Below are 20,496 nucleotides of genomic sequence, written 5' to 3' on the forward strand. Positions count from 1 at the left end.
GTCCGGCAAGACCGCCCCTGACGTACCATCAGCCAACTACACTCCGGACAACATCTCTGACCAGGCCAGATAGCGAACCGCTGCTGGAGTACTAGTACTCCAACAGCACTTTGACGTTTTCCCTGTTCAGGGGCGGTTTGGGTGAGTGTAGAGGGCTGTTGGGCGGCTCGTGTTCTCTTTCCCGGGCCGTCCCTCGACCGTGTGCAGCCGCCGCTGATAGTGGCAGCGGCGGGCGACGGCTTGGCGTCGTCTGCGCCAGTGCGACCATCTCAGCGCGCGCGTGCTGATGAGGCGCTGGTGAGCCCGTGCGGTGGGTGAGTTGACAGTTGTCAGGAGCCGCCGAATTTCTGCCACGGTGAGGGGCGCAAGGCAGGAACCGTTTCTGCTGCCCCTTTTGCCGCGGCGTCGGCGGCCATGACGGCCAGGAAGGCGTGCGCCAGTATGGCCAGGGTGATGTGCCGCATCCAGCCGGTACAGCGGCGGACTTCGTACTGGTCGAGGCCGCACTCGTTCTTCGCGGCCTGGAAGGATTCCTCGATGGCCCAACGCATCCCCGCGACACGGACCAGGTGCTCGACCGTGGTGCCCAGCGGCGCGTAGGCGAGTACGAACGAAGACGTGCTCGACGCGGGCCCGAACCTGCTTGTGAAACTTGTTGTGGTCCTCTTTCCAGGCCGGGAGCTCGGTCTGGCCGCGCTCGCGATGGTGCGGGATGACGAGTCCGGTGCCCTGGTAGCCACCGTCGGCGACAGTGAGGGTCTTGCCGACGGCGGCCTTGGCGCCGGATTCCGCCCATGCCTTGCAGTCGTTGCGGTTCCCGGCGAGCGGCCGGCCGGCCACGACGACCAGGCGGGTGTCGGCGTCGATGACGACCTGGTGGTTGGTGGAGTACCAGTAGTTCTTCGACCGCTCGGCGATGGTGTGGTCGCGGGTGGGGACCAGGGTGCCGTCCACCATGAGCACGGCGTCCTTTGCGAAGCGCTTGCGGGGCTGGAGCGCGAGCCTCGGCCCGAGGTGGTTGATGACGCGGTCCGCCGCCGACTTCGACACCCCGAACAGCGGCGCGAGCCGGCGCATGGTCAAGTTCGTGCGCCAGTACGCAGTGACCAGCAGTGCCCGGTCCTCCAGTGGAAGGCTCCACGGCCGGCCCTTGCGGATCGCGTCCGCGCCCTGCGGTGCGGCACCGTCACCAGCTTCCCGAAGGCGCGCGGGCTCAGCCCGGTGAACGGGGCTGTCCAGGATGGTTCTGACGCCGTGATCACACCAGTCACACCGAGATCATCCCGGTTGCCGAGGCTGCCCTGTGTCTTCGATCCTGTGTGCTCGGCAAGCAGGAGGACACATGGGACTGGTTCTTTTCCCGGGCGACGGAGACAACAGCAGTCGGGATGTCTCCTGGTCCTACAGCGGCTTCGCCGCGTTTCGGCGGTGTCTGGCCGAGGCCGAGGGGTTCGTCCTCTCCGAGATGTCGGGCTTCGGCGGCGAGCGCCCGTGGAGCGAGGTGTCCACCGTTCTGGAGCCACTCCTCGATCATCCGGACGTCGGCGGTGAGGACCTCTCGCCTGCCGATTGCGCGGTGATCCTGCCCCGGTTGGAGGCGATCACCGATCAGTGGGCCCTGGCGGGCGGCGGCCAACTCCTCCAGCAGCACATCGCGGACGCCCGCCGGCTGGCCGGCGTCCTGCGACTCTGCATCGAGAAGGAGGTCCCGCTGGCCTTTCTCTGAAGACCGCCCACCACGGATCCCACTTACGGGACAGCCCTTAAAGCGTGTTGCAGAAGGCCGTGATTTTGCAGGTCAGAGCCCAACCACGGCTGTCTGATCACGCGGTCAGGGCGAGGTTGTGCATGTGGGCGACAGCTTGGACGGCGTGGTGGAGGCCGTCGCCGTGCTGTCGGCAGTCTCGGAGGATCTTGTAGTTCTTCAGTCGGCCGATCGCATGCTCGACCCGCGCACGGACCCGGCGATGCTCGGCGTTGTCGGCTTCCTCGCCAGCCAAGAGGGGCCGGCCGGGCCGTTTGCGGTGCGGGACGACCAGGCCGGTGTTGATGTAGGCGCCGTCGCCGAGCACGGTGACGCCTTGGCAGTGCTGCGGCAGGCCGGAGTCGCGCCACACGTGGGCGTCGGCCTTGTTGCCCGGGGCCGGGCGGGCGGTGGCCACGACCAAGCGGGTGTCGGCGTCGATGATGACCTGCACGTTTGCGGAGAACCGGTAGTTACGGCTTGAGGCACCGACCTTGCGGTCACGGACCGGGACCAGCGTGCCGTCCACGATCCACAGCCGGTCCGCGGCATCGACGGGACGGGACGCCGGCTCGAGCGCAAGGAGGGGCCGCAACCGCTGAATGACCCTGCACACTGTCGCCGACGACACACCGAACAGTGGCGCGAGCTGCCGCATGGTCAGGTTCGTCCGGTAGTAGACAGCCACCACCAGCACCCGGTCGGCAAGTGGCAGACACCACGGGCGCCCGATTCGCGGCCCGTCGCCGCCCCGCTCCCGCACGACCTTCAGCAACCCCTCGAACTGCTTCATCCGCAGTCCCGTGAACGTCTCTACCCACAACGGATCAGCCCTCAACACCCCACGCATACACAGAAAATGCCCTGATCACAGCCTTCTGCAACACGCTTTAGCCGCACGCCCCGCCATGCCACCCCGAATTCCCTCGCCGCCCATTCAGGTGAAGTGCAGAGAAGTCACGCCACGTGCGAGCGCTACGGGGCCGGGGCGAATCCGCCGTGCCGGGACTGCTTCCCGAAGGTCGCAGCGACGTGGGGTCCCGGCGTGCGGCAGAGGGCTACAGCGTCTGAAGTGAGTCGTACCAACGGCCACTCGCCCGGACGGCGGGCAGGTCAGCGGTTGTAGTTGCAGTCCCAATAGCCCTCGTGCCAGCGGTGGTACCTGTCGTACCAGCCGCTGTGCCACGAGCAGCTCGTGGGAACCGAGGCGGTCGTCGGGGTGGAGGCGGCTGCTGCGGCCGTGCCCGCCACTCCGATGGCGGTGCCGCCGGCCAACAGGAAGCCGGCCACGACGCAGGCGAAGGCACGCTTGGCGCGATGTGCTCGCATGGCTCTGCTCTTTCTTCCACGTTCTCGCGCTGTCCCAGCACGAGGGGGATGGCCGCGGCCTCACGCCCAAGCATGGGGTCCGGCGATGGCTGGATGGTGCCGCTCGAAGACCGATGCGGCGCTGTCGTCGAGGTCGCCGCGTGAAAGCGAGGGACGCACGTCTCCCGGTTGCAGGCCCACCGTTGCGGGAGCGCGTCGCGGGACGTGTCCTGAATCGCGACCTCACCTGTTTCGAGGGTAGTGGCCTATCCGCTGACAGGCACCTCGAGCCCGCAGCGCCTATTTCTACGTCCGCAGGCCGATCATCACGCGGTGGACCGAGGCTGAACCTGCCCTGGCCAGGCTCTCCGCATCAGTGGGTATGTGCAGGTCTCGACCGCCACGGCGGCCCGTCAGGACGCCGTCGAACCCGTGAAGGGGGCTGTCCAAGGACGGCTTGCTGCCGGGTCGCAGATCATCGGCCCCGTGGGCTCCGTGTTCTGGCACCTCGGCGAGTTCGGCGAGGGCGAGGAGTGGCGACTCCTGTTGACGACCACCTCCGAGCAGTACCCGTGGTGGGAGAAGTACATTCTGGAGAACCATCCGTGGGACAACCCGGAGGTGATCGCGACTCAGATCGTGAGCGGGGCGGCGCAGTGCCTTCAGTGGATTGAGGGCTCTGTAGACCCGAAGGCCTAAGACGCTGCTTTCTCCAGGACGCCGCGAACGGCGGCCACGCTGCGGTGCTGGCTGAGTTGTGGCAGCACTGGGGCGATCCGCTGCCGAGGGCGCACGGAGGCGACACCGGTGGACAGATCAAGCGTCCGGCCGGTCGCCGCTGCTTCCTCGACCTCGCCGGCCGAGAGGTAGGCGTCGGCCAGCCACGACAGATACAAGGCCTTGTACCGGGCGTGCGTGTCGTCGAAGCGGGACAGCGCGGACTCCAGCACGGAGACGGCCCGCAGGGGACGGCCCAGCAGCGGCCGGGCATGATGTCCCGCTCGTTCGCATCTACCCAGGCTGCCCAGTCCGGTTGGGGCTCGCCGGGGTCCCGCTTGTTCAGGGCACTTCGTGCTTCGTCCAGTGCGCGCTCCGCTGCTGTCGGCTGATCGGCGAGGGCGCAGGCCTCCGCCATCCGCTCGTGGAGCAGCGCCCGCACACCCGACGGTGTGCTGGGGGTGATTGCCGCGCAGGAGCGCGCGGCGATCACGAAGGCTTCAATCGGGTCTGCCGTCTGGTGGGCGAGGAACGCAAAGTTGTTGCCCAGGAGATCGCTGTCGCCGGCCTCTCTGGCGATGGTCCTGCTCTCCTCGTACAGACTTTTGGCTCCTGTCAGGCGGCCCCCATCGACGGCGGCCCAGCCGGCTTGCTGGGCCTGCTCGGTCACCAGGAACATCAGGCGTTGGTGTGAGCTTTCGGTGAGACTCGTCGTACGAAGGAGACTCTTCGCGGACTGGTGCTCGCTGAGGTAGACCCGGAAGGTGTCACCGCCAGCGCAGACGGGCCGTCCGTTCGCTGAGCCGGCTGTCGTAGTCGTTGGTGATGCGCTTGGGCGCCGGGAGGGCTTGGAGGCCGGGCAGGGTGGCAGCGAGGCCCCCTGTGACGGCTTGGAGGACTGTACGGCGACGCAAGCTGGCAGTCCGTTCTCTGTGCTGGGCACTGGAACAGGAAGGCCGTCCGTCTCCCACGGGCGCGGGGCCAAGCCGACCATGTGTCCTGGGACGCGGAGGGCATCCGCGATCTGCACGATCTTGTCGAACGACATGATCCAGCCCCGGCCCTTCGCCGGCGTTCCCACTCGCTCCGGCTTGATGTCGCACTCGGCGGCGATCTGGGGGTAGCTGATCCCAGCTCTGGTACGCGCGAGTCGAAACTCAGGCGTCGTAGGTGTAGAAGCCGCGTCCGCTCTTGCGGCCGAGGTGGCCGGCGGCGACCATGCGGCGCAGCAGGGTGGGCGGGGCGTACAGCGGTTCCTTGAACTCCTCGTACATGGACTCTGCGACCGCCTGGGCGGTGTCGAGGCCGATGAGGTCGAGCAGGCGCAGGGGGCCCATGGGGTGGGCGCAGCCGAGTTCCATGCCGCGGTCGATGTCGTCGGGCCGGGCGCCGCCCGACTCCACCATCCGTACCGCGCTGAGCAGGTAGGGCACGAGGAGCGCGTTGACCACGAAGCCGGAGCGGTCGGGCGCCTGGATGGCCTGTTTGCCCAGCTGAAGCGTGAAGTCGCGGGTGCGCTGCACGGTCTCCGGGCTGCTGGTGAGGGCGGGGATGAGTTCGACCAACTGCTGCACGGGCACGGGGTTGAAGAAATGCATGCCGATGACCTGGCCGGGCCGCTCGGTGACGACGGCCAGGTCGACGATGGGGATCGAGGAGGTGTTGGTGGCCAGGATCGCCGCGGGGTCTTCGACCGTCTTGTCCAGGGCGCGCAGGACGTCGGTCTTGATGTCGCGGTTCTCGGCGACGGCCTCGACGACGAACTGACGGTCGGCCAGGTCACCGAGGTCGTGGGTGAAGGAGAGCCGGGCGAGGGCCTGGTCCCGCTGTTCCTCGGTGAGCTTGCCGCGCTTGACGCCTCGGTCGAGGGAGGCGGTGACCCGGCGACGGCCGGACTCGGCCGCATCGGGGGTGGCTTCGGCGACGCGGACGTCGATGCCGGTGCGGGCTGCGACTTCGGCGATGCCGGAGCCCATGAGGCCGCAGCCGACGACGCCGAGACGGGTGACGGAATCCATGGGAAGACCTTTCAGACGTTGCGGCGGTACTGGCCGCCGACCTCGAAGAAAGCGTCGGTGATTTGTTGCAGGGAGCAGACGCGGGCGGCGTCCATGAGGACGGTGAAGACGTTGTCGCCGCCCGCCGCCGCGTCCTTGAGGGCGGTCAGGGCGGCGTGGGCCGGCTCCTGGTGGCGGCCCTGGAAGTCCTGTACACGCACCAGCTGGGAGTGCTTCTCCTCTTCGGTGGCGCGGGCCAGCTCGATGGTGCCGGGCTCGGTGGTGTCGGCGTGGGGGTTGCGGAAGGTGTTGACGCCGATGATGGGCAGGGTGCCGTCGTGCTTGCGCTGCTCGTAGAGCATCGACTCGTCCTGGATGCGGCCGCGCTGGTAGCCGGTCTCCATGGCGCCGAGCACACCGCCGCGCTCGCTGATCCGCTCGAACTCCTGGAGTACCGCTTCTTCGACCAGGTCGGTGAGTTCGTCGATGATGAACGAGCCCTGGAGGGGGTTCTCGTTCATGGCCAGGCCCCATTCCCGGTTGATGATCAGCTGGATGGCCAGGGCGCGGCGGACGGATTCCTCGGTGGGGGTGGTGACCGCTTCGTCGTAGGCGTTCGTGTGCAGGCTGTTGCAGTTGTCGTAGATGGCGATGAGCGCCTGGAGCGTGGTGCGGATGTCGTTGAAGTCCATCTCCTGGGCGTGCAGGGAGCGGCCGGAGGTCTGGACGTGGTACTTCAGCTTCTGGGACCGCTCGCCTGCGCCGTACTTCTCCTTCATCGCGACGGCCCAGATCCGGCGGGCGACCCGGCCCAGCACCGAGTACTCGGGGTCCATGCCGTTGGAGAAGAAGAAGGACAGGTTGGGTGCGAAGTCGTCGATGTGCATGCCCCGGGCGAGGTAGGCCTCGACGTAGGTGAAGCCGTTGGCGAGGGTGAAGGCGAGCTGGCTGATGGGGTTCGCGCCGGCTTCGGCGATGTGGTAACCGGAGATGGACACCGAGTAGAAGTTGCGGACCCTGTGCGCGATGAACCATTCCTGGATGTCGGCCATCATCCGCAGACTGAACTCGGTGGAGAACAGGCAGGTGTTCTGCCCCTGGTCCTCCTTGAGGATGTCGGCCTGCACCGTGCCGCGCACGTTCGCCAGCGCGTGCGCTCGCAGTTCGGCAGCCTCCTCGGGCGAGGGGTCGCGGCCCTCGGCGGCCCGGAACCTCTCGATCTGCTGATCCACGGCGGTGTTGAGGAAGAACGCCAGGATGGTCGGCGCGGGTCCGTTGATCGTCATGGAGACCGAAGTCGTCGGCGCGACCAGGTCGAAGCCCTCGTAGAGCGCCTTCATGTCCTCCAGCGTGGCCACCGAGACACCGGAGGTGCCGACCTTGCCGTAGATGTCGGGACGTACGTCCGGGTCTCGGCCGTAGAGGGTGACGGAGTCGAAGGCGGTGGACAGCCGCGTGGCCGGCTGCCCCTCGGACAGCAGCTTGAAGCGCCGGTTGGTGCGGAACGGGTCGCCCTCGCCGGCGAACATCCGGGCCGGGTCCTCGCCGTCGCGTTTGAAGGGGAACACCCCGGCGGCGAAGGGGAAGTAGCCGGGCAGGTTCTCCCGACGCCAGAACCGCACCAGTTCCCCGTGGTCGGTGAACCGGGGCAGTGCGACGCGGGGGATCTTGTTGCCCGAGAGGGACTCGCGGTTCAGCTTGGTGCGGATCTCCTTGTCCCGGACCTTCACTACCTGCTCGTCGCCGGAGTAGGAGGCGATGACGGCGGGCCAGTTCTCGATCTGCTGGGTGATCTCGTACGGCAGCTGTCGGCGGGCGGCCTCGAGCAGTGACCGTACGTTCTCGGCGTCGGAACCGGCCTCGACGAGCTCCCCCTCGACGGCCTCCAGACGCTGCACCCGTCGTGCCGCTTCGGCCAGCTGGCCGGTGGCGGCGTGGTAGGAGCGGAGGGTGTCGGTGATCTCGGCGAGATAGCGCACCCGGTCCGCGGGAACCACCTGCCGGATGCCGGAGGAGTGCCGTACGCCGACCGGAGCCAGAGTGCCCTCCGACAGCACCAGCCCCTTCTCGGCCAGGACGGTCTTCAGGTGCTGGTGGAGCGCGGTGACGCCGTCGTCGTTGAAAGTGGCCGCGGAGGTGCCGTACACCGGCATGTCCTCGGGCCGCTTGCCGAACGCCTCGCGGTTGCGCACCAGTTGGCGGCCGACGTCGCGCAGCGCGTCCTTGGCGCCGCGCCGCTCGAACTTGTTGATCGCCACGACATCGGCGAAGTCGAGCATGTCGATCTTCTCTAGCTGCGAGGCGGCACCGAACTCCGGCGTCATCACGTACAGGGAGGTGTCGACGAACGGCACGATCGCCGCGTCGCCCTGGCCGATGCCCGGTGTCTCCACGACCACCAGGTCGAATCCAGCGGCCTTCACGACGTCGATCACGTCCGACAGGTGCTCGGGCAGCTCACGGCTGCCGCGAGTGGCCAGGGACCGGAAGAACACCCGGTTCCCGTCCAGAGAGTTCATACGGATCCGGTCGCCGAGCAGCGCGCCGCCACCGCGGCGACGGGTCGGGTCGACCGCGATCACCGCGATCCGCAGCTTGTCCTGCTGGTCGACACGGAACCGGCGCACCAACTCGTCGGTGAGCGACGACTTCCCGGAACCGCCGGTGCCGGTGATGCCCAGCACCGGCACCACCCGTCCCGTAGCCGCGGCACGCACCTGCTCCAAAAACTCCGGGGGCAGCTTGCCCAGTTCGGCGCCGGTGATGGCGCGGGCGATCGCGAACCGATCGCCCGCCAACACGGCGGCGACATCGGACGGCTTGCCGTCCCACAGGTCGAAGTCGCAGTCCCGCACCACCGAGTTGACCATCCCGGCCAGGCCCATCCGCTGCCCGTCCTGCGGGGAGAAGATCGTCACCCCGCTCGCGCGCAGCCGGGCGATCTCCTCGGGCACGATGACGCCGCCTCCACCGCCCACCACATGGACGTGCTCGGCTCCCTGCGCGCGCAGCGACTGGACCAGGTACTCGAAGTACTCGACATGCCCGCCCTGATAGGAGGAGACCGCGACGCCGTGCGCGTCCTCCTCCAGCGCCGCCTCCACGACCTCCCGCACCGAGCGGTTGTGCCCGAGATGGATCACCTCGGCGCCCTGCGACTGGAAGATCCGCCGCATGATGTTGATCGAGGCATCATGCCCGTCGAAGAGCGCCGAAGCGGTGACCAGACGGACAGGATGCACAGGTCGGTGCAGATCGCTCACGGCGGGCCTTCCCCGGACAGGTATGGGCTCTGACGAGAGTAATAGTAGGACGTCCTAGTAAATGGCAGAAGGTGATCTCTGTGTGACCAGAAGCACAGAGGGTGTCAGGTGGCCCGGCCGTCGTTCTCCAATGCGGGGGCGAGGAGGTGGCAGAGGCAGTCGGCCAGCAGGTGAAGGGGGTCGGCGGTGTCCAGCGGCCAACCCACGGCGATCCAGGCGGAGAAGAACGACTCGGTCTGGAGTACGGCCATCAGTGCCCGTTGGCGAGCCTCCGCGGGGTCGACGCCCCGCCAGCGCGTGGGATGCCCGACCAGCAGGCCGACGTAACGCTGGTGTGCCTCGACGTACTGTGCCCGGCCGTCGCCGACGCTGCGCAGGGCGGCCGGAGACGCCACGTTGGCGACGCGGCGGATGGGTGCCATCTCCCGCCAGTGCGCCTCGGCGCCGTCGAGCCACTTCCGAATGTCGGCGTGGGACCAGCGGTCGAGCGCGGCCAGTTCCGCATACGCCTCTTCCATCAGGCCGTACACACGCTCCACCAGGGCGTCCACGATCTCCGCCTTGCCGGGGAAGTGGGCGTAGACCGTGGCCCGCGTCACCCCGGCCGCCTGGGCGATGTCCTCCATGCGCGCATCCAGGAAGGACTTCGCGGCGAACACCGTGACAGCGGCGTCGAGCAGTCGGCGATGGGTGAGGTTCTTCTGCTCTTCGCGCAGGTTCTTGCGGGGCGTGGGCTCCATCCGCCCAGTCTCTCCTGCCGTCCTCGCGTTCCGAGCGCGGGGCGCGCGCCGGCCGGCGGTCTTCCGTGCCGCTGGGTGGCGCGTGCACTGACTATACGGCGTGTATGGTGAAGTGATTTCGCTATACGTCGTGTATAGCGAAGATTCCGGCTTGGAGCCTGCTTGATGAGCACCGCAGCGAATGCCGCGAGTCCTGCGGACACACCTCTCACATCCCGCCGGCAGGTGCTGAAGGCGCTCAGCGGCCTGCTGCTCGCCCTGTTCGTCTCGACCCTCAGCAGCACGGTGGTGTCGAGCGCCCTGCCCAGGATCATCGGAGCGGTACACGGGTCCCAGACGCAGTACACCTGGGTGGTCACCGCGACCCTCCTCACCACGACGGCCACGACTCCGATCTGGGGCAAGCTGGCCGACCTCTTCAGCAAGAAGACCCTGGTCCAGGCCGCGATCGTCTTCTACGTGCTCGGTGCCCTGGCCTCGGGGGTGAGCCAGACCGGCGGCCAGCTGATCGCGGCGCGCGCCCTGCAGGGCATAGGTGTCGGTGGTGTCCAGGCCCTGGTCCAGATCGTGCTCGCGGCCATGATCCCGCCCCGCGAGCGGGGTCGTTACAGCGGCTATCTGAGCAGCGTCACGGCGACGTCCACGATCGGCGGCCCGCTGCTCGGAGGTGTCGTCGTCGACACCTCGTGGCTGGGCTGGCGATGGTGCTTCTTCATCGGGATTCCGGTCGCCGTCGTCTCGTTCCTGCTGCTCCAGCGGACGCTGAACCTGCCCGTCGTACGCCGTGTCAACGTGAAGATCGACTACGCGGGTGCCACGCTGATCGCGGCGGGTGTCAGTGTGCTGCTCGTGTGGGTGTCGTTCGTCGACAACTCGTTTGCCTGGGCTTCCTGGCAGACCGTCGTCCTGGTGTCCGTCGGCCTGGCTCTGCTCGCCGTCGCCATGTGGGTGGAGACGCGGGCCGCCGAGCCCGTCGTGCCTCTCGCCATCGTCAGGCAGCGCACGACCGGACTGGTGATTCTCGCCAGCCTTTCCGTCGGCACGGCCTTGTTCGGCGTCACGGTCTTCCTCAGCCAGTACTTCCAGCTCAGCCGGGGGTACAGCCCGACCGGGGCGGGGCTGCTGACGATCCCGATGATGGCCGGCATCCTGATCGCCTCCACGATCGCCGGCCGCCTGATTACCCGCACCGGGAAGATCAAACCGTTCATCGTCACCGGCACCGCGCTTCTCGCGATCGGGCTCGCCGGCCTCAGCACCATCGACTACCAGACGCCCATGGTCCTGCTGAGCGTCTCGATGCTGTCTGTCGGCATGGGCGTCGGGCTGACGATGCAGAACCTCGTGCTCACCGTGCAGAACACCGTGCCGCTGAAGGACGTCGGCGCGGCCAGCTCCACGGTGTCCTTCTTCCGTTCCCTCGGGGGCACGATCGGCGTCTCGGTCCTCGGTGCCGTGCTGGCCCGGCACGTCCAGAGCCAGGTCTCGCAAGGTCTGGCCGCCGCCGGGGTGTCCGGCGGCGGCACCGCGGACACCGCTGCGCGGTCGTCCGTCGTACGGGAGATCACCCGCATCGCCTACGGTGACGCCACGGGCCGCGTCTTCCTGATCTCGGCCGGCGCGGCCCTTCTCGCCCTTGTCGCCACCGTCCTGCTGAAGCCGGTCAACCTGCGCAGCAGCCTTGACCTGCCGGCGGCCGAACCCGACCGGGGTGAGCGGACGTCGTCGGACGAGGAGGCGGCGAAGACGGGCGGATAGCACAATACGTTGACGTCAAGTAATCGGTATTCCTATAGTCGGCCCGTCTGGAGCTGAGCAAACGGGTCCGGCGCCGGGCGAGACGACCCCCGGCGTGTCGACTCCGTCACCGGCGCCGAACATGAAGGGCCTCGGTGACCGGACTCGGGGCGCTCGCAGTCCGATCGCCGACGGCGTCGTGAAGTTCACAGGGCGCGGAGGTGCGGAGCGCGGTGGCGGCCCGGCAGGCGGTTTTCCCTGATCGTCGACGACGGTGTGGCGCGTCTCGACATGATGAAGACCGCCGTGGAGGAAGGCACGCGATCTTCTTTCTGCGGGCGAACCCGGTGAGTTGGACGACCGCGGCGATGTTCGAAGCCGTTCGTGCGTGCGGCGACTGGGACGGTGTCGGCGTGGTCGTCGCCGCCGAGGGGCGGCCGGAGACCTTGCCGGTGCTGATCGCCGACTTCCCGGCATTGCGCGTGGTGTCGCCTCGTACCCACCCGTGCGCGGTTGTCGCGGCCCTCATCGACGTCAGGTGGAGCAGCACGTGATCGTCGTGAAGGGGGTCGGGGATCTTGCACGTGGACGCTAGGATGACGAAGTATTCAAGGCGTGAACGTCGGAGGGAAGAGACTCGATGGCTGGCGTCGGCAACCACGGCACCCGGACCGGCGCTCGTGGCTCGGACGCTGTCAGCGCGGGCCGCTCGGCCACAAGTGTGCGGCTCGCCGACTCGCTCGGCCAGACGTACGACCTCGACTCGGCCGGCACGGAGCGGCTGCTGGTCGCGGGGCTGATCCTGCGGGTGCGTGATCTGCTCCTGCGTGAACTCGACGGCGTCCTGAGCGAACTCGGCACCTCGCACGCCAAGTACCAGGTGCTGTCGATCGTCTGCTCGGAGCCCGAGGGCGTCCAGCTGTCCGAGATCGCGGCACGGGCCTCGGTCCACTCGACCACGATGACCGCCACGATCGACCGCCTTGTGCGGGGCGGCCTGATCGAACGGCGTGCGGACCCGGGCGACCGGCGCCGCATCCTCGCCGTCGCCACACGCGAAGGGCACAACCTGTACCGACGGGCCCACGCCGAACTCGCGGCGCTCGAGTATGGGTTGTCGGACGTCGATTCCGACACCGTCAAGACCCTTCTCGAGGGCCTGGACAATGTCGCCTTCGTCTTCGAGCGCGGAGCCGGCGACCCCGAATAGCGGACGAGGAACCGACGGGGACGGCGTGGGAACACCGCGGCGCCGTCCGCCCAAGTGCGGGCGTACACCTGGTCGTTGAACCCGGTCGACGGAGTCGGCCGCCGCCGACGGCTGTGTCAGCGCGCACTCCGGGGCTCCGCCGGCTCACCGATGGGCGCGCCCCCGCCGACTCGACTCGGCGCCGAGGGCAGTCCCGCCTATCGGGACGGTGTAGAGGCCATGTACTGGAGAAGGTGCACCCTGCTGACCAAATAAAGGTCACCCGACTATTGGCCGGCGTACTTGTCGCCGACCCCGTTCGCACGTCCAGTTGCTCCCTGCAGGGCAAGCGGCCGCGGCAGCGGTCCCGCTTCCCCGATCTCGTCCCCGAGTGAAAACGGAGCGTCACCCTCATGTCCGCATCCCCGTCCTCCGTCTCCCCGCCCCCTCCCCGCCCCTTGCGCAACGCCCTGGAAGGCGCCCTGGCCGCTCTGTGCGCGGTCGTCGCCATGGCGGCGCTCGCCGTCGTCGGCCTGGCCGTCTTCGAGCCGGCCTCGACCGACTCGCTCTGGGCCCTGACCATGGGAGTGATCGCCATGGCCGTCGGCGGCTCGGCCACCGTCGGCCCCGACACCATGTCCATGCCGGCTGCGTCATCGACCGGCACCGCCCAGCCCGCCGGCAGCGCGGCGAACCTGACGATGAGCGGTACGGCCCATGTGTTCCCGCTCGCGATAACGCTCTTCGGCGCGGTGGTTCTCTGGCTGGCGTTCTCCTGGGGACTGCGGCGACGGCCCTTCCAGGCGCGTGACTTGGCGGCGCGCGCGGTCGGCGCGGTCGGCGCCTCCGTACTCGCTCTGTGGGGCGCCGCGGCCCTCGCGCACGGCATGTTCACCATGCCCACGATTGGTGGAAAGGGCGGCGCCAGTCTCGGCGGTCCCCTCGGCGACCTCGTCGAGAAGCTCTTCGGCTCTGCCGCCCTCGCCGCCGCTGCCGGCTCGGCCGCGCAGCCGCCGATGTCGTACCAGGTGGGGATCGGCGCGACGGTGATCGGCGCGCTGGTGTGGGCGGTCCTCGTGCTCGTGGTCGGTCTGCTGATCAGCCGCCGGCTGCCCGCCGGGTTCTCCGCGCGTGGGCTGCGGGCCGCGTGGGCGCCGAGCCTTTCGGCCCTCGTACGGACGCTGCTCGTCGTGGCGGCGGTGCTGACGCTTGTCGGTGCGCTGTCCGCCGGTGACCGCAAGACGGCGGGCGGCGCGCTGCTGACGGCACCGTTCGCTCAGGCGTCGTTCCTGAGCGTGGGCCTGGGCTCCACCTGGACGTCGGCGATGCACATGGTGCAGAGCCCGGCCGCTGCGGCGGCCGCCGCCGGTCAGGCAGGCCAGACGGCCGCCGGTCAGGCGGGCCGGCAGGCAGCCGTCCCGCCGGCCGATCACACGCAGCGCCTGGGCGATCTGACGTCCGCCGGCATGCCGGTGTGGCTCATGTCCATCGTGCTGACCGGTCTGGTTCTGCTGGCCTGCGCGTATGCGGCCGCCCGTGCGACGGACCCCGCGAACGCGCGTCCACTGCACCCCTACAAGGGCCCGATGGGCCGGCACCTCGGCCTCGCCGAGCGCTTCGGCATCGTCACGGCGCTCGTCCTGGGCGGGGCTGCCGCGCTCGCCGAGCCCTCCCTCGACACCCATGTGACCATGGCCGGCCACCTCGTCAGCGGGACCGATATGGGCCTCGACGGCGGTGTGCTGTGGACGTTCGTCGCCGGCCTGCTGGCCGGTGCGGTCGCCGGGTTCGCCGGAAGCCTGCTGCGTGGGGAGCGGGCGAGTTCCCCCGGCTTCCGTTTCCTCCCGCGCAAGGAACCGATGGCCACCACGACCGGTTCGGGCGCGGTCGTTCGCACCACCGTGGAGCCTGGGGCCTGACGAGGCCCAGGCAGACATCGGGCGACCGGTGGTGACCGTTCCCGCCGGGGCTGAGTCCCCGGCGGGAACGTACACACGTGGCGCGCCGATCTTGCACAGAGTCGTGAAAAGGTTCTGTGACAGATAGTCGGCCAACCTTGTACTCGCCTCTGGCGCCAGATACTTTGACGCCGTCACAACCTCATCACGCGGCGGCCAGGAGGCGTTCGGACGGAAGTTCGAACTGTGACATCCCATCAACTACATGGAACGGTCACCGGGGGCGCCAGTGGCATCGGACACGCGCTGGCCCATGCCTATGGGCGGCGTGGAGCGGCGGTGCTGATCGCCGACCGCAACGAGCCTGCCCTGCGGACGGCGCTCGCCGGCCTGACCGACGCCGGCATCGAGGCCCACACGCACCTGGTCGACCTCCGCGACCCGGACGCCGTCGACGCGCTGGCGGAGCGGGCCGTGTCCATCGAGCCGATCGGCTCCTTGTGCCTCAACGCGGGAGTGTCCGGCGGCGGGCGCGTGTGGGAGATACCCCGCGAGTCCTACGACTTCAGCCTGGACGTCAACCTGCGGACCCCGCTCAACTCGGTGAGATCACTGGTGCCGGTGCTCATCGAGCAGAACCGCCCCGTCGATGTGGTGCTGACCACCTCCCTCGCCGGGTTGATCTCCCTTCCCGCCAGCGGTCCTTACTCGGTCAGCAAGGCGGCCGCGCTGGCCCTGGCGAGGGTCCTCCGCGTCGAACTGGCCCAGGCCCTGCTCGACAAGCAGGTGCTGACCGAACTGATCGCGGTGCTGTCGGCGGCCGTGGACAGAGGCGATCACGTGCAGATCGTCTCGTGCTACGCGGAGGATTCGTACGACGACCACGGCGGCTTCAAGGGAACCGGCCGCGAGTTCGCCGACTTCATCTGCGCCCCGGGGAGGTTCCCGCCGGGGCTGTCGATGCACCGTCTGCTCGGCCAGTCGGTCTTCGAACTCCAGGGGGACGAGGCCTACGGAGAGACCGCCTTCGTCGTCCATTCGGGCTTCGAGGGGACCACCGAGCCCGCGTTCGGCCGGTACAGCGACTGCTTCCGGCGCTTCGACTCGGGCTGGAAGTTCGCCTACCGCCGGGTCGTACCGGACCACACCTTCGCAGCCGACGACATCACGCGCTACTGGCGCGGCAGCCGCGACCGTCACGATCCACGCTACGACCGGCTCCGCAAGCCGCCGGGCGAAGGCCGTCCGGAGGCCTGAGGAGCCGTCGGACCGGTTCCCGCCCGCAGCGGGGCACCCCGACCGTGCCGTGGATCAGAGCAGTTCGACGATGGTGGCGTTCGCCGTCCCGCCGCCCTCGCACATGGTCTGGAGGCCGTAACGGATGCCCTTGTCCCTCATGTGGTGCAGCATCCGGGTCATGAGGATCGTGCCGGAGGCGCCGAGCGGGTGGCCGACGGCGATCGCGCCGCCGAGCGGGTTGAGGACCTCGTCGCTGGCGCCGAGCTCGGCCTGCCAGGCCAGCGGGACTGGGGCGAAGGCCTCGTTGACCTCGAAGACCCCGATGTCCGAGATCGCCAGGCCGGACTTCTTCAGCACTTTCTGGGTGGCGGGGATCGGGGCGGTCAGCATCATCAGGGGATCGGCGCCGGCGACGGCACCGGAGTGGTAGCGGGCGATGGGGGTGAGCCCGAGTTCCTTCGCCCGCTCCGGGGTGGTGATCAGCACGGCCGAGGCGCCGTCGGAGATCTGGGAGGCGTTGCCCGCGTGGATCATCCCGTCCGCCTGGAAGGAGGGCTTGAGCGTGGCCAGCTTCTCCACGGTCGAGCCCCGGCGGACGCCCTCGTCCGCGGTGAAGTCGGGCTTGCCGGGCACGACCGCGAGCTGGCCGTCGAAGGCGCCGGCGTCGATCGCGACGGCCGCGAGTTCATGCGAGCGCACGGCGTACTCGTCGAGCTGCCGCCGGGTCAGGCCCCACCTGCCGGCGATCAGTTCCGCCCCGATGCCCTGGTCGAAGTCCTGGTTCGGGAACCGGCCGCTGGTCAGCTCGGTGCGGTAGCGGTCGCGGACCAGCGGGCCGTACGGCCGGCCGAGTTCCTGGGCGGAGCCGTAGGGAACCCTGGTCATCGTCTCCACGCCGCCGGCCACGACGAGGTCGTACTGCCCGGCCATGACCATCCCGGCGGCGAAGTCGAACGCCGACTGGCTTGACCCGCACGCCCGGTTGATCGTCACGCCCGGCACGGATTCGGGCCAGCCCGCCGCGAGCACCGCGTACCGGCCGATCTGGGCCCCGCCCTGTTCGCCGACCTGGCTGACGCAGCCCCAGAGGACGTCGTCGACCAGCTCGGGATCGATGCCGGTGCGCTGCTGCAACGCCCGCAGCGCGTACCCGGACAGGTCGGCGGCATGGACATCGGCGAGCGTGCCGTTGCGCTTGCCGATGGGGGTGCGGACGGCCTCCACGATGACGGCTTCGGGCATGGGTCAACTCCGTGTGAGGACCATGACTATTTTATGGATGACAGACAGTAGCTATACAGATAGTTGGCTGTCAATGTATTTTTTATCTGGTAATCGAATACAATATTTTTTATTACAAGGTGCTTGGTCAGTGTCCGGCGGCGCGAGTACCTTGAGGCCGCCGAACCAGCATTGATGTCGGTTTGAGCAGAGAGGCACCGACGATGACGTCTGCCCTTCGCCTGAACTCGCGGTCCTCGGAGTTCGGCGGCTGTGTGCTGCCCCCGTCGATGATGGAGCGCGTGACGCTGATCATCGACCTCTTCGAGCGTCCGCAGACCCATCTGACGCTCGACGAGATCGTCCGCCGGACGCGGCTGCCGCGTTCGACCACGCACCGGATCCTCGACCAACTGGTCAGGCTGAACTGGCTGGGGCATGCGGCGGCGGGATACATGCTGGGCGCGCGGGCGCTCGGCCTCGGCGGCCGGGAGATCGACCACAGCGCCCTTCGCGCGGCGGCGGCACCGCATCTTCTGAGGCTGGCCCTGCACAGCAAAATGGTCGTGCACCTCGCCGTACTGGACGGACCAGAGATCTACTGCCTCGACAAGGTGGGGGGATGGGCGGCGCAGGACATCCCTTCCCGGGTCGGCGGGCGGGAGCTCGCGCACTGCACCAGCCTCGGCAAGGCGATGCTGGCCTGGCTGAGCCCCGAGGAGATCGACGCGCGGTACGGGCAGGTGCTGGAGCGGCGCACGCGGCACAGCATCGGCCGAGTCGGCCTGCTGCACCGCGAACTGGCCGCCGTCCGCCAGCGCAACGGGCTGGCGTTCAATCGTGACGAGTGCTTCGTCGGGCTCGGCTGCGTGGGTCTCGCCCTGCGCGGCCCTGACGGACCGGTCGCCGCGGTCTCGGTGGTGGGGGCCGCCCGTTCCCCGCTGGAACGGGCGGCCCCGCTGGTCGTCAGCGCCGTGCGGGCGGTGAGCGAGGAGCTCTTCGCTCCTGTGCGCCCCTACCCGGGCGCGTTCCCGGAGCCCGGGCCCCTCTGAGCGGGGAACGCGAACGGCGTCGAGCGGGCCGTGGCTCCGGCGATCGTGGCCGCGCCCGCGCCCGCCGTTCGGCGCGGCGCGCGACGGCCGTCGGGTCACGTGCCCCGGGCCCCGGGAACCTGGCGCACCGGCAGCACGATGGCCGAGGGATGGTCCGGGTCATGGAACACCTGCTGTTCGGCGCCGCGCAGGCCGGTCGCCGTGGCGCGCGGTTCGCCGGTGCCGGGGTTGCGGTTGTAGCGCGGGAAGGCGCCGCTGGAGATCTGGACCCGGATACGGTGGCCGGCTTTGAACCGGTAGGCGGTCGGCCACAGCTGGACGCTCGCCCTGGTGGTCCGGTCGGCGTCCGTGAGACTCGTGAGGCCGTCGCAGACGTTGGTCGAGCGGCCCTCGGCGTCGACGTCGCACAGCCGCACGAAGACATCGGCGTACGGCAGGCTGGAGCGGAAGAAGATCTCCGCGCTGACGTCGCCGATCACTTCTACGTCCTCGTCCAGCAGAGCAGTCGTGTAGGTCAGGACGTCCCGACGGGCCTCTAGATCCTTGTTGTCGACGCGGCCGTTCTTGACGCCGAAGGCCATGCGGACGCCACCGACGGCCGGGGTGGGGTCGGCGGGGTCGTAGCGGTACCGGTCCGGGGGTGCCGCCTCGGGGGCCGTGGGGGAGAGGGTGCCGCGCGGCTGGAGGTGGAAGCGGCGGGGCTCGTACCCGGGCGGCGGCCAGGAGGAGAAGTCGCGCCACTTCTCCTCGCCCATGACGAACAGCCGTACCGGCGCGCGTTCGGCCGGTTGCTCGCCCCGGGCCAGCGCGAGGCCGAAGCCGACGGCCTCGGCGAAGGCCACCCCTCCCACCCCCAGGGAGGTGTGAGCCCAAGGACCGACGGTGAGCCGGGCCGTCCGACCGGCCTCCTGCAGTACGCGGAAGTCGCGGAGCTGGCCGGGCAGGAAGATGTCGTGCCAGCCCGCGACCGAGCTCACCGGCACCTCGACGTCGGCGACACGGTCGCGGTGGTCGAGGGCCTTCCAGAACGGCGCCTCGGAGTCGTGATCGAGGATGTTCTGGATGTAGTCGTCGCGATGACCGATCGCGGCCAGGTCGGCCTGGTTCAACGGCAGTGTGTGCAGCGCCCGCTGGACCTTCTTCGCGCCGAGTATCGCGCGCGGCATCGCGAACGGACGCTCCTGTCCGGCGACCTGGACGGCCCAGCCGAACGGCGTCTCCAGGGAGAAGGCGTCCGCGCGCAGGAAGTCCAGGGTGAGGGCCGATTCCGTGACCACCGGGATCATGGCCTTGACCTGGGGCGGCAGCGAGTCGGCGATAGCCCACTGCACGAAGCCCAGATAGCTGGCGCCCCACAGGATCATCGACTCGCCGAACCAGGGCTGCTTGAGCACCCATTCGACGGTGTCGAGACCGTCCTCACGCTCGCGGCGCAGCGGGTCGAAGGGGCCGTCCGAGCCGAAGGTGCCGCGGGTGCTCTGGATGAGCACCTGGAAGCCACGCTCCGCCAGCGGGCGGGCCATCGGTCCCGCGGTCGCGCCCGCCCGGCCGTAGGGCACGCGGATCAGGGCGGTCGGCAGGCCGGTGCCGCCCGACTTCGGCGCCCAGCGGTCGGCGAGCAGCACGGCACCGTCGCGCATCGGGACGCGCAGGTCGTGTGTGATGCTCAGGTCTCTGGTGAGAGGCGGGCCGAGGCGCAGCATGCGCTGGACGAGGTGGCTGCTGAGGTTCATCGAGGGTGGCCTCCGGATGCGGGAGTGGGGGCGGAGTGGCGGACGGTGAACGCCGTCGCGAGGTGCAGCAGGCGGTCAGCCAGCTCCTCGGCGTCGAGGGGGTCGGCCGCGTCGATCAGCCAGTCGTTGACGATGGCGCCGGTCCCGCCGCTGATCATCACTTTGAGGTCCTCGGTCGTCGTCTCGTCGAGGTCGCCGAACACCTCCCGCAGCCCCGCGGGAGTGATGAGTGAGCCGAACAGCCTGTTCAGAGCCCGGGTCATGGGGAAGGCGCAGGAGCCGGTGAGCATGGCCCGGTAGAAGGGCCGGTGCCCGGCGAAGTGCCGGGCCATCGCCAGCAGACGCCGGTGATGTGCTACGTCGTCGTTGGCCACCTCCGGCATGAGTTCGCGCTCGACCAGTTCGGTCGCGGCTGCCACAAGGAGTCCGTCGCGGTCGCCGAACTGGATGTACACCAGCTGCCGGCTGACGTTCGCGGCCTCGGAGAGGTCGATGACGGGCAGAGCGGTGGTGCCTCGTTCGGAGACCAGGCGTACGGCGGCGCTCATGAGGGCGGCGCGGTTACGGAGCACTTGGCGGCTTTGTCGGTCCTGCATGCCCGAAAGACTAGACAGATGTCAAAGGATGGGCAACTGTTAAATCGTGCGATTCAATTACG

General features: G+C 69.0%; 18 protein-coding genes and 2 pseudogenes. 8 read left to right on the forward strand and 12 right to left on the reverse strand.

Features of this window, described 5'->3' with window-relative positions:
- Positions 1–329 precede the first annotated feature (329 nt).
- A pseudogene (locus ACZ69M_RS32900) lies at positions 330–569 on the reverse strand (IS701 family transposase); the annotation flags it as partial.
- A 31-nt stretch (positions 570–600) separates the two neighbouring features.
- Positions 601–1,271 (reverse strand): annotated as a pseudogene (locus ACZ69M_RS32905) (transposase); the annotation flags it as partial.
- 71 nt (positions 1,272–1,342) lie between these two features.
- Between ACZ69M_RS32905 and ACZ69M_RS32910 the strand changes: the two are divergent.
- On the forward strand, positions 1,343–1,726 hold the full coding sequence (locus ACZ69M_RS32910; protein WP_470055578.1) for a hypothetical protein: 384 nt from the start codon (positions 1,343–1,345) through the stop codon (positions 1,724–1,726).
- 97 nt (positions 1,727–1,823) lie between these two features.
- Here the strand turns inward: ACZ69M_RS32910 and ACZ69M_RS32915 are convergent, their stop codons facing one another.
- Together ACZ69M_RS32915 and ACZ69M_RS32920 are read right to left on the reverse strand one after the other, a co-directional pair.
- The gene (locus ACZ69M_RS32915) at positions 1,824–2,594 is read right to left on the reverse strand and encodes a transposase family protein (protein WP_470055580.1); all 771 of its coding nucleotides are present in this window, start codon (positions 2,592–2,594) and stop codon (positions 1,824–1,826) included.
- A gap of 263 nt (positions 2,595–2,857) precedes the next feature.
- Positions 2,858–3,073: a hypothetical protein gene (locus ACZ69M_RS32920; protein ID WP_470055582.1), complete on the reverse strand. Its 216-nt coding sequence runs from the start codon at positions 3,071–3,073 to the stop codon at positions 2,858–2,860.
- Positions 3,074–3,436: 363 nt separating this feature from the next.
- On the opposite strand from ACZ69M_RS32920, the gene cutA reads away from it, so the two are divergent.
- Entirely contained in the window at positions 3,437–3,751 is a 315-nt protein-coding gene (gene cutA, locus ACZ69M_RS32925) for a divalent-cation tolerance protein CutA (protein ID WP_470055584.1), read from the forward strand.
- On the opposite strand, the gene ACZ69M_RS32930 is transcribed toward cutA, so the two are convergent.
- The 5 genes from ACZ69M_RS32930 to ACZ69M_RS32950 all read right to left on the reverse strand — a co-directional run bounded on the left by ACZ69M_RS32930 (position 3,748) and on the right by ACZ69M_RS32950 (position 9,769).
- The gene (locus tag ACZ69M_RS32930) at positions 3,748–4,002 is read right to left on the reverse strand and encodes a hypothetical protein (protein ID WP_470055586.1); all 255 of its coding nucleotides are present in this window, start codon (positions 4,000–4,002) and stop codon (positions 3,748–3,750) included. The two genes, cutA and ACZ69M_RS32930, sit on opposite strands and share 4 nt — an antisense overlap.
- A gap of 534 nt (positions 4,003–4,536) precedes the next feature.
- On the reverse strand, positions 4,537–4,683 hold the full coding sequence (locus tag ACZ69M_RS32935; RefSeq protein WP_470055588.1) for a hypothetical protein: 147 nt from the start codon (positions 4,681–4,683) through the stop codon (positions 4,537–4,539).
- A gap of 243 nt (positions 4,684–4,926) precedes the next feature.
- Positions 4,927–5,787, reverse strand: coding sequence for a 3-hydroxybutyryl-CoA dehydrogenase (locus ACZ69M_RS32940; RefSeq protein WP_470055590.1), 861 nt, complete (start codon positions 5,785–5,787; stop codon positions 4,927–4,929).
- Positions 5,788–5,798: 11 nt separating this feature from the next.
- Complete coding sequence (gene icmF / locus ACZ69M_RS32945; protein ID WP_470055592.1) at positions 5,799–9,029, reverse strand: fused isobutyryl-CoA mutase/GTPase IcmF; 3,231 nt, start codon at positions 9,027–9,029, stop codon at positions 5,799–5,801.
- A 104-nt stretch (positions 9,030–9,133) separates the two neighbouring features.
- Entirely contained in the window at positions 9,134–9,769 is a 636-nt protein-coding gene (locus ACZ69M_RS32950; protein ID WP_470055594.1) for a TetR/AcrR family transcriptional regulator, read from the reverse strand.
- A gap of 165 nt (positions 9,770–9,934) precedes the next feature.
- Between ACZ69M_RS32950 and ACZ69M_RS32955 the strand changes: the two genes are divergently transcribed.
- From ACZ69M_RS32955 to ACZ69M_RS32975, 5 genes are all read left to right on the forward strand, one after another.
- On the forward strand, positions 9,935–11,527 hold the full coding sequence (locus ACZ69M_RS32955; protein ID WP_470055595.1) for an MFS transporter: 1,593 nt from the start codon (positions 9,935–9,937) through the stop codon (positions 11,525–11,527).
- 347 nt (positions 11,528–11,874) lie between these two features.
- On the forward strand, positions 11,875–12,060 hold the full coding sequence (locus ACZ69M_RS32960) for a hypothetical protein (RefSeq protein ID WP_470055597.1): 186 nt from the start codon (positions 11,875–11,877) through the stop codon (positions 12,058–12,060).
- An 86-nt stretch (positions 12,061–12,146) separates the two neighbouring features.
- Complete coding sequence (locus tag ACZ69M_RS32965; protein WP_470055599.1) at positions 12,147–12,716, forward strand: MarR family winged helix-turn-helix transcriptional regulator; 570 nt, start codon at positions 12,147–12,149, stop codon at positions 12,714–12,716.
- Between the two features lie 392 nt (positions 12,717–13,108).
- A complete protein-coding gene (locus tag ACZ69M_RS32970; RefSeq protein WP_470055601.1) occupies positions 13,109–14,614 on the forward strand; it encodes a streptophobe family protein in 1,506 nt (501 codons plus the stop codon).
- Between the two features lie 225 nt (positions 14,615–14,839).
- The gene (locus tag ACZ69M_RS32975; RefSeq protein ID WP_470055603.1) at positions 14,840–15,850 is read left to right on the forward strand and encodes an SDR family NAD(P)-dependent oxidoreductase; all 1,011 of its coding nucleotides are present in this window, start codon (positions 14,840–14,842) and stop codon (positions 15,848–15,850) included.
- Between the two features lie 54 nt (positions 15,851–15,904).
- Here the strand turns inward: ACZ69M_RS32975 and ACZ69M_RS32980 are convergent, their stop codons facing one another.
- The gene (locus tag ACZ69M_RS32980) at positions 15,905–17,074 is read right to left on the reverse strand and encodes a thiolase family protein (protein ID WP_470055605.1); all 1,170 of its coding nucleotides are present in this window, start codon (positions 17,072–17,074) and stop codon (positions 15,905–15,907) included.
- 203 nt (positions 17,075–17,277) lie between these two features.
- Between ACZ69M_RS32980 and ACZ69M_RS32985 the strand changes: the two genes are divergently transcribed.
- Positions 17,278–18,105 (forward strand): IclR family transcriptional regulator, encoded by an 828-nt coding sequence (locus ACZ69M_RS32985; RefSeq protein WP_470055607.1) that lies wholly within the window; start codon positions 17,278–17,280, stop codon positions 18,103–18,105.
- Positions 18,106–18,200: 95 nt separating this feature from the next.
- Here the strand turns inward: ACZ69M_RS32985 and ACZ69M_RS32990 are convergent, their stop codons facing one another.
- Both ACZ69M_RS32990 and ACZ69M_RS32995 read right to left on the reverse strand, forming a co-directional pair.
- Positions 18,201–19,838 carry a CocE/NonD family hydrolase gene (locus ACZ69M_RS32990; RefSeq protein WP_470055609.1) on the reverse strand — a complete coding sequence of 546 codons (1,638 nt, stop codon included), beginning with the start codon at positions 19,836–19,838 and terminating at the stop codon, positions 18,201–18,203.
- Positions 19,835–20,434: a TetR/AcrR family transcriptional regulator gene (locus tag ACZ69M_RS32995; RefSeq protein ID WP_470055611.1), complete on the reverse strand. Its 600-nt coding sequence runs from the start codon at positions 20,432–20,434 to the stop codon at positions 19,835–19,837. Before ACZ69M_RS32995 ends, ACZ69M_RS32990 begins: the two co-directional genes overlap by 4 nt.
- Positions 20,435–20,496 lie beyond the last annotated feature (62 nt).

This window comes from Streptomyces sp. NPDC107454, assembly GCF_055582885.1.

Bases quoted from the DNA above. Each gene is read 5' to 3' on its own strand.
- ACZ69M_RS32910 (WP_470055578.1), top strand. From the start codon at position 1,343: ATGGGACTGGTTCTTTTCCCGGGCGACGGAGACAACAGCAGTCGGGAT.
- ACZ69M_RS32915 (WP_470055580.1), bottom strand. From the start codon at position 2,594: ATGCGTGGGGTGTTGAGGGCTGATCCGTTGTGGGTAGAGACGTTCACG.
- ACZ69M_RS32920 (WP_470055582.1), bottom strand. From the start codon at position 3,073: ATGCGAGCACATCGCGCCAAGCGTGCCTTCGCCTGCGTCGTGGCCGGC.
- ACZ69M_RS32940 (WP_470055590.1), bottom strand. From the start codon at position 5,787: ATGGATTCCGTCACCCGTCTCGGCGTCGTCGGCTGCGGCCTCATGGGC.
- ACZ69M_RS32950 (WP_470055594.1), bottom strand. From the start codon at position 9,769: ATGGAGCCCACGCCCCGCAAGAACCTGCGCGAAGAGCAGAAGAACCTC.
- ACZ69M_RS32955 (WP_470055595.1), top strand. From the start codon at position 9,935: ATGAGCACCGCAGCGAATGCCGCGAGTCCTGCGGACACACCTCTCACA.
- ACZ69M_RS32960 (WP_470055597.1), top strand. From the start codon at position 11,875: ATGTTCGAAGCCGTTCGTGCGTGCGGCGACTGGGACGGTGTCGGCGTG.
- ACZ69M_RS32965 (WP_470055599.1), top strand. From the start codon at position 12,147: ATGGCTGGCGTCGGCAACCACGGCACCCGGACCGGCGCTCGTGGCTCG.
- ACZ69M_RS32970 (WP_470055601.1), top strand. From the start codon at position 13,109: ATGTCCGCATCCCCGTCCTCCGTCTCCCCGCCCCCTCCCCGCCCCTTG.
- ACZ69M_RS32980 (WP_470055605.1), bottom strand. From the start codon at position 17,074: ATGCCCGAAGCCGTCATCGTGGAGGCCGTCCGCACCCCCATCGGCAAG.
- ACZ69M_RS32985 (WP_470055607.1), top strand. From the start codon at position 17,278: ATGACGTCTGCCCTTCGCCTGAACTCGCGGTCCTCGGAGTTCGGCGGC.
- ACZ69M_RS32990 (WP_470055609.1), bottom strand. From the start codon at position 19,838: ATGAACCTCAGCAGCCACCTCGTCCAGCGCATGCTGCGCCTCGGCCCG.
- ACZ69M_RS32995 (WP_470055611.1), bottom strand. From the start codon at position 20,434: ATGCAGGACCGACAAAGCCGCCAAGTGCTCCGTAACCGCGCCGCCCTC.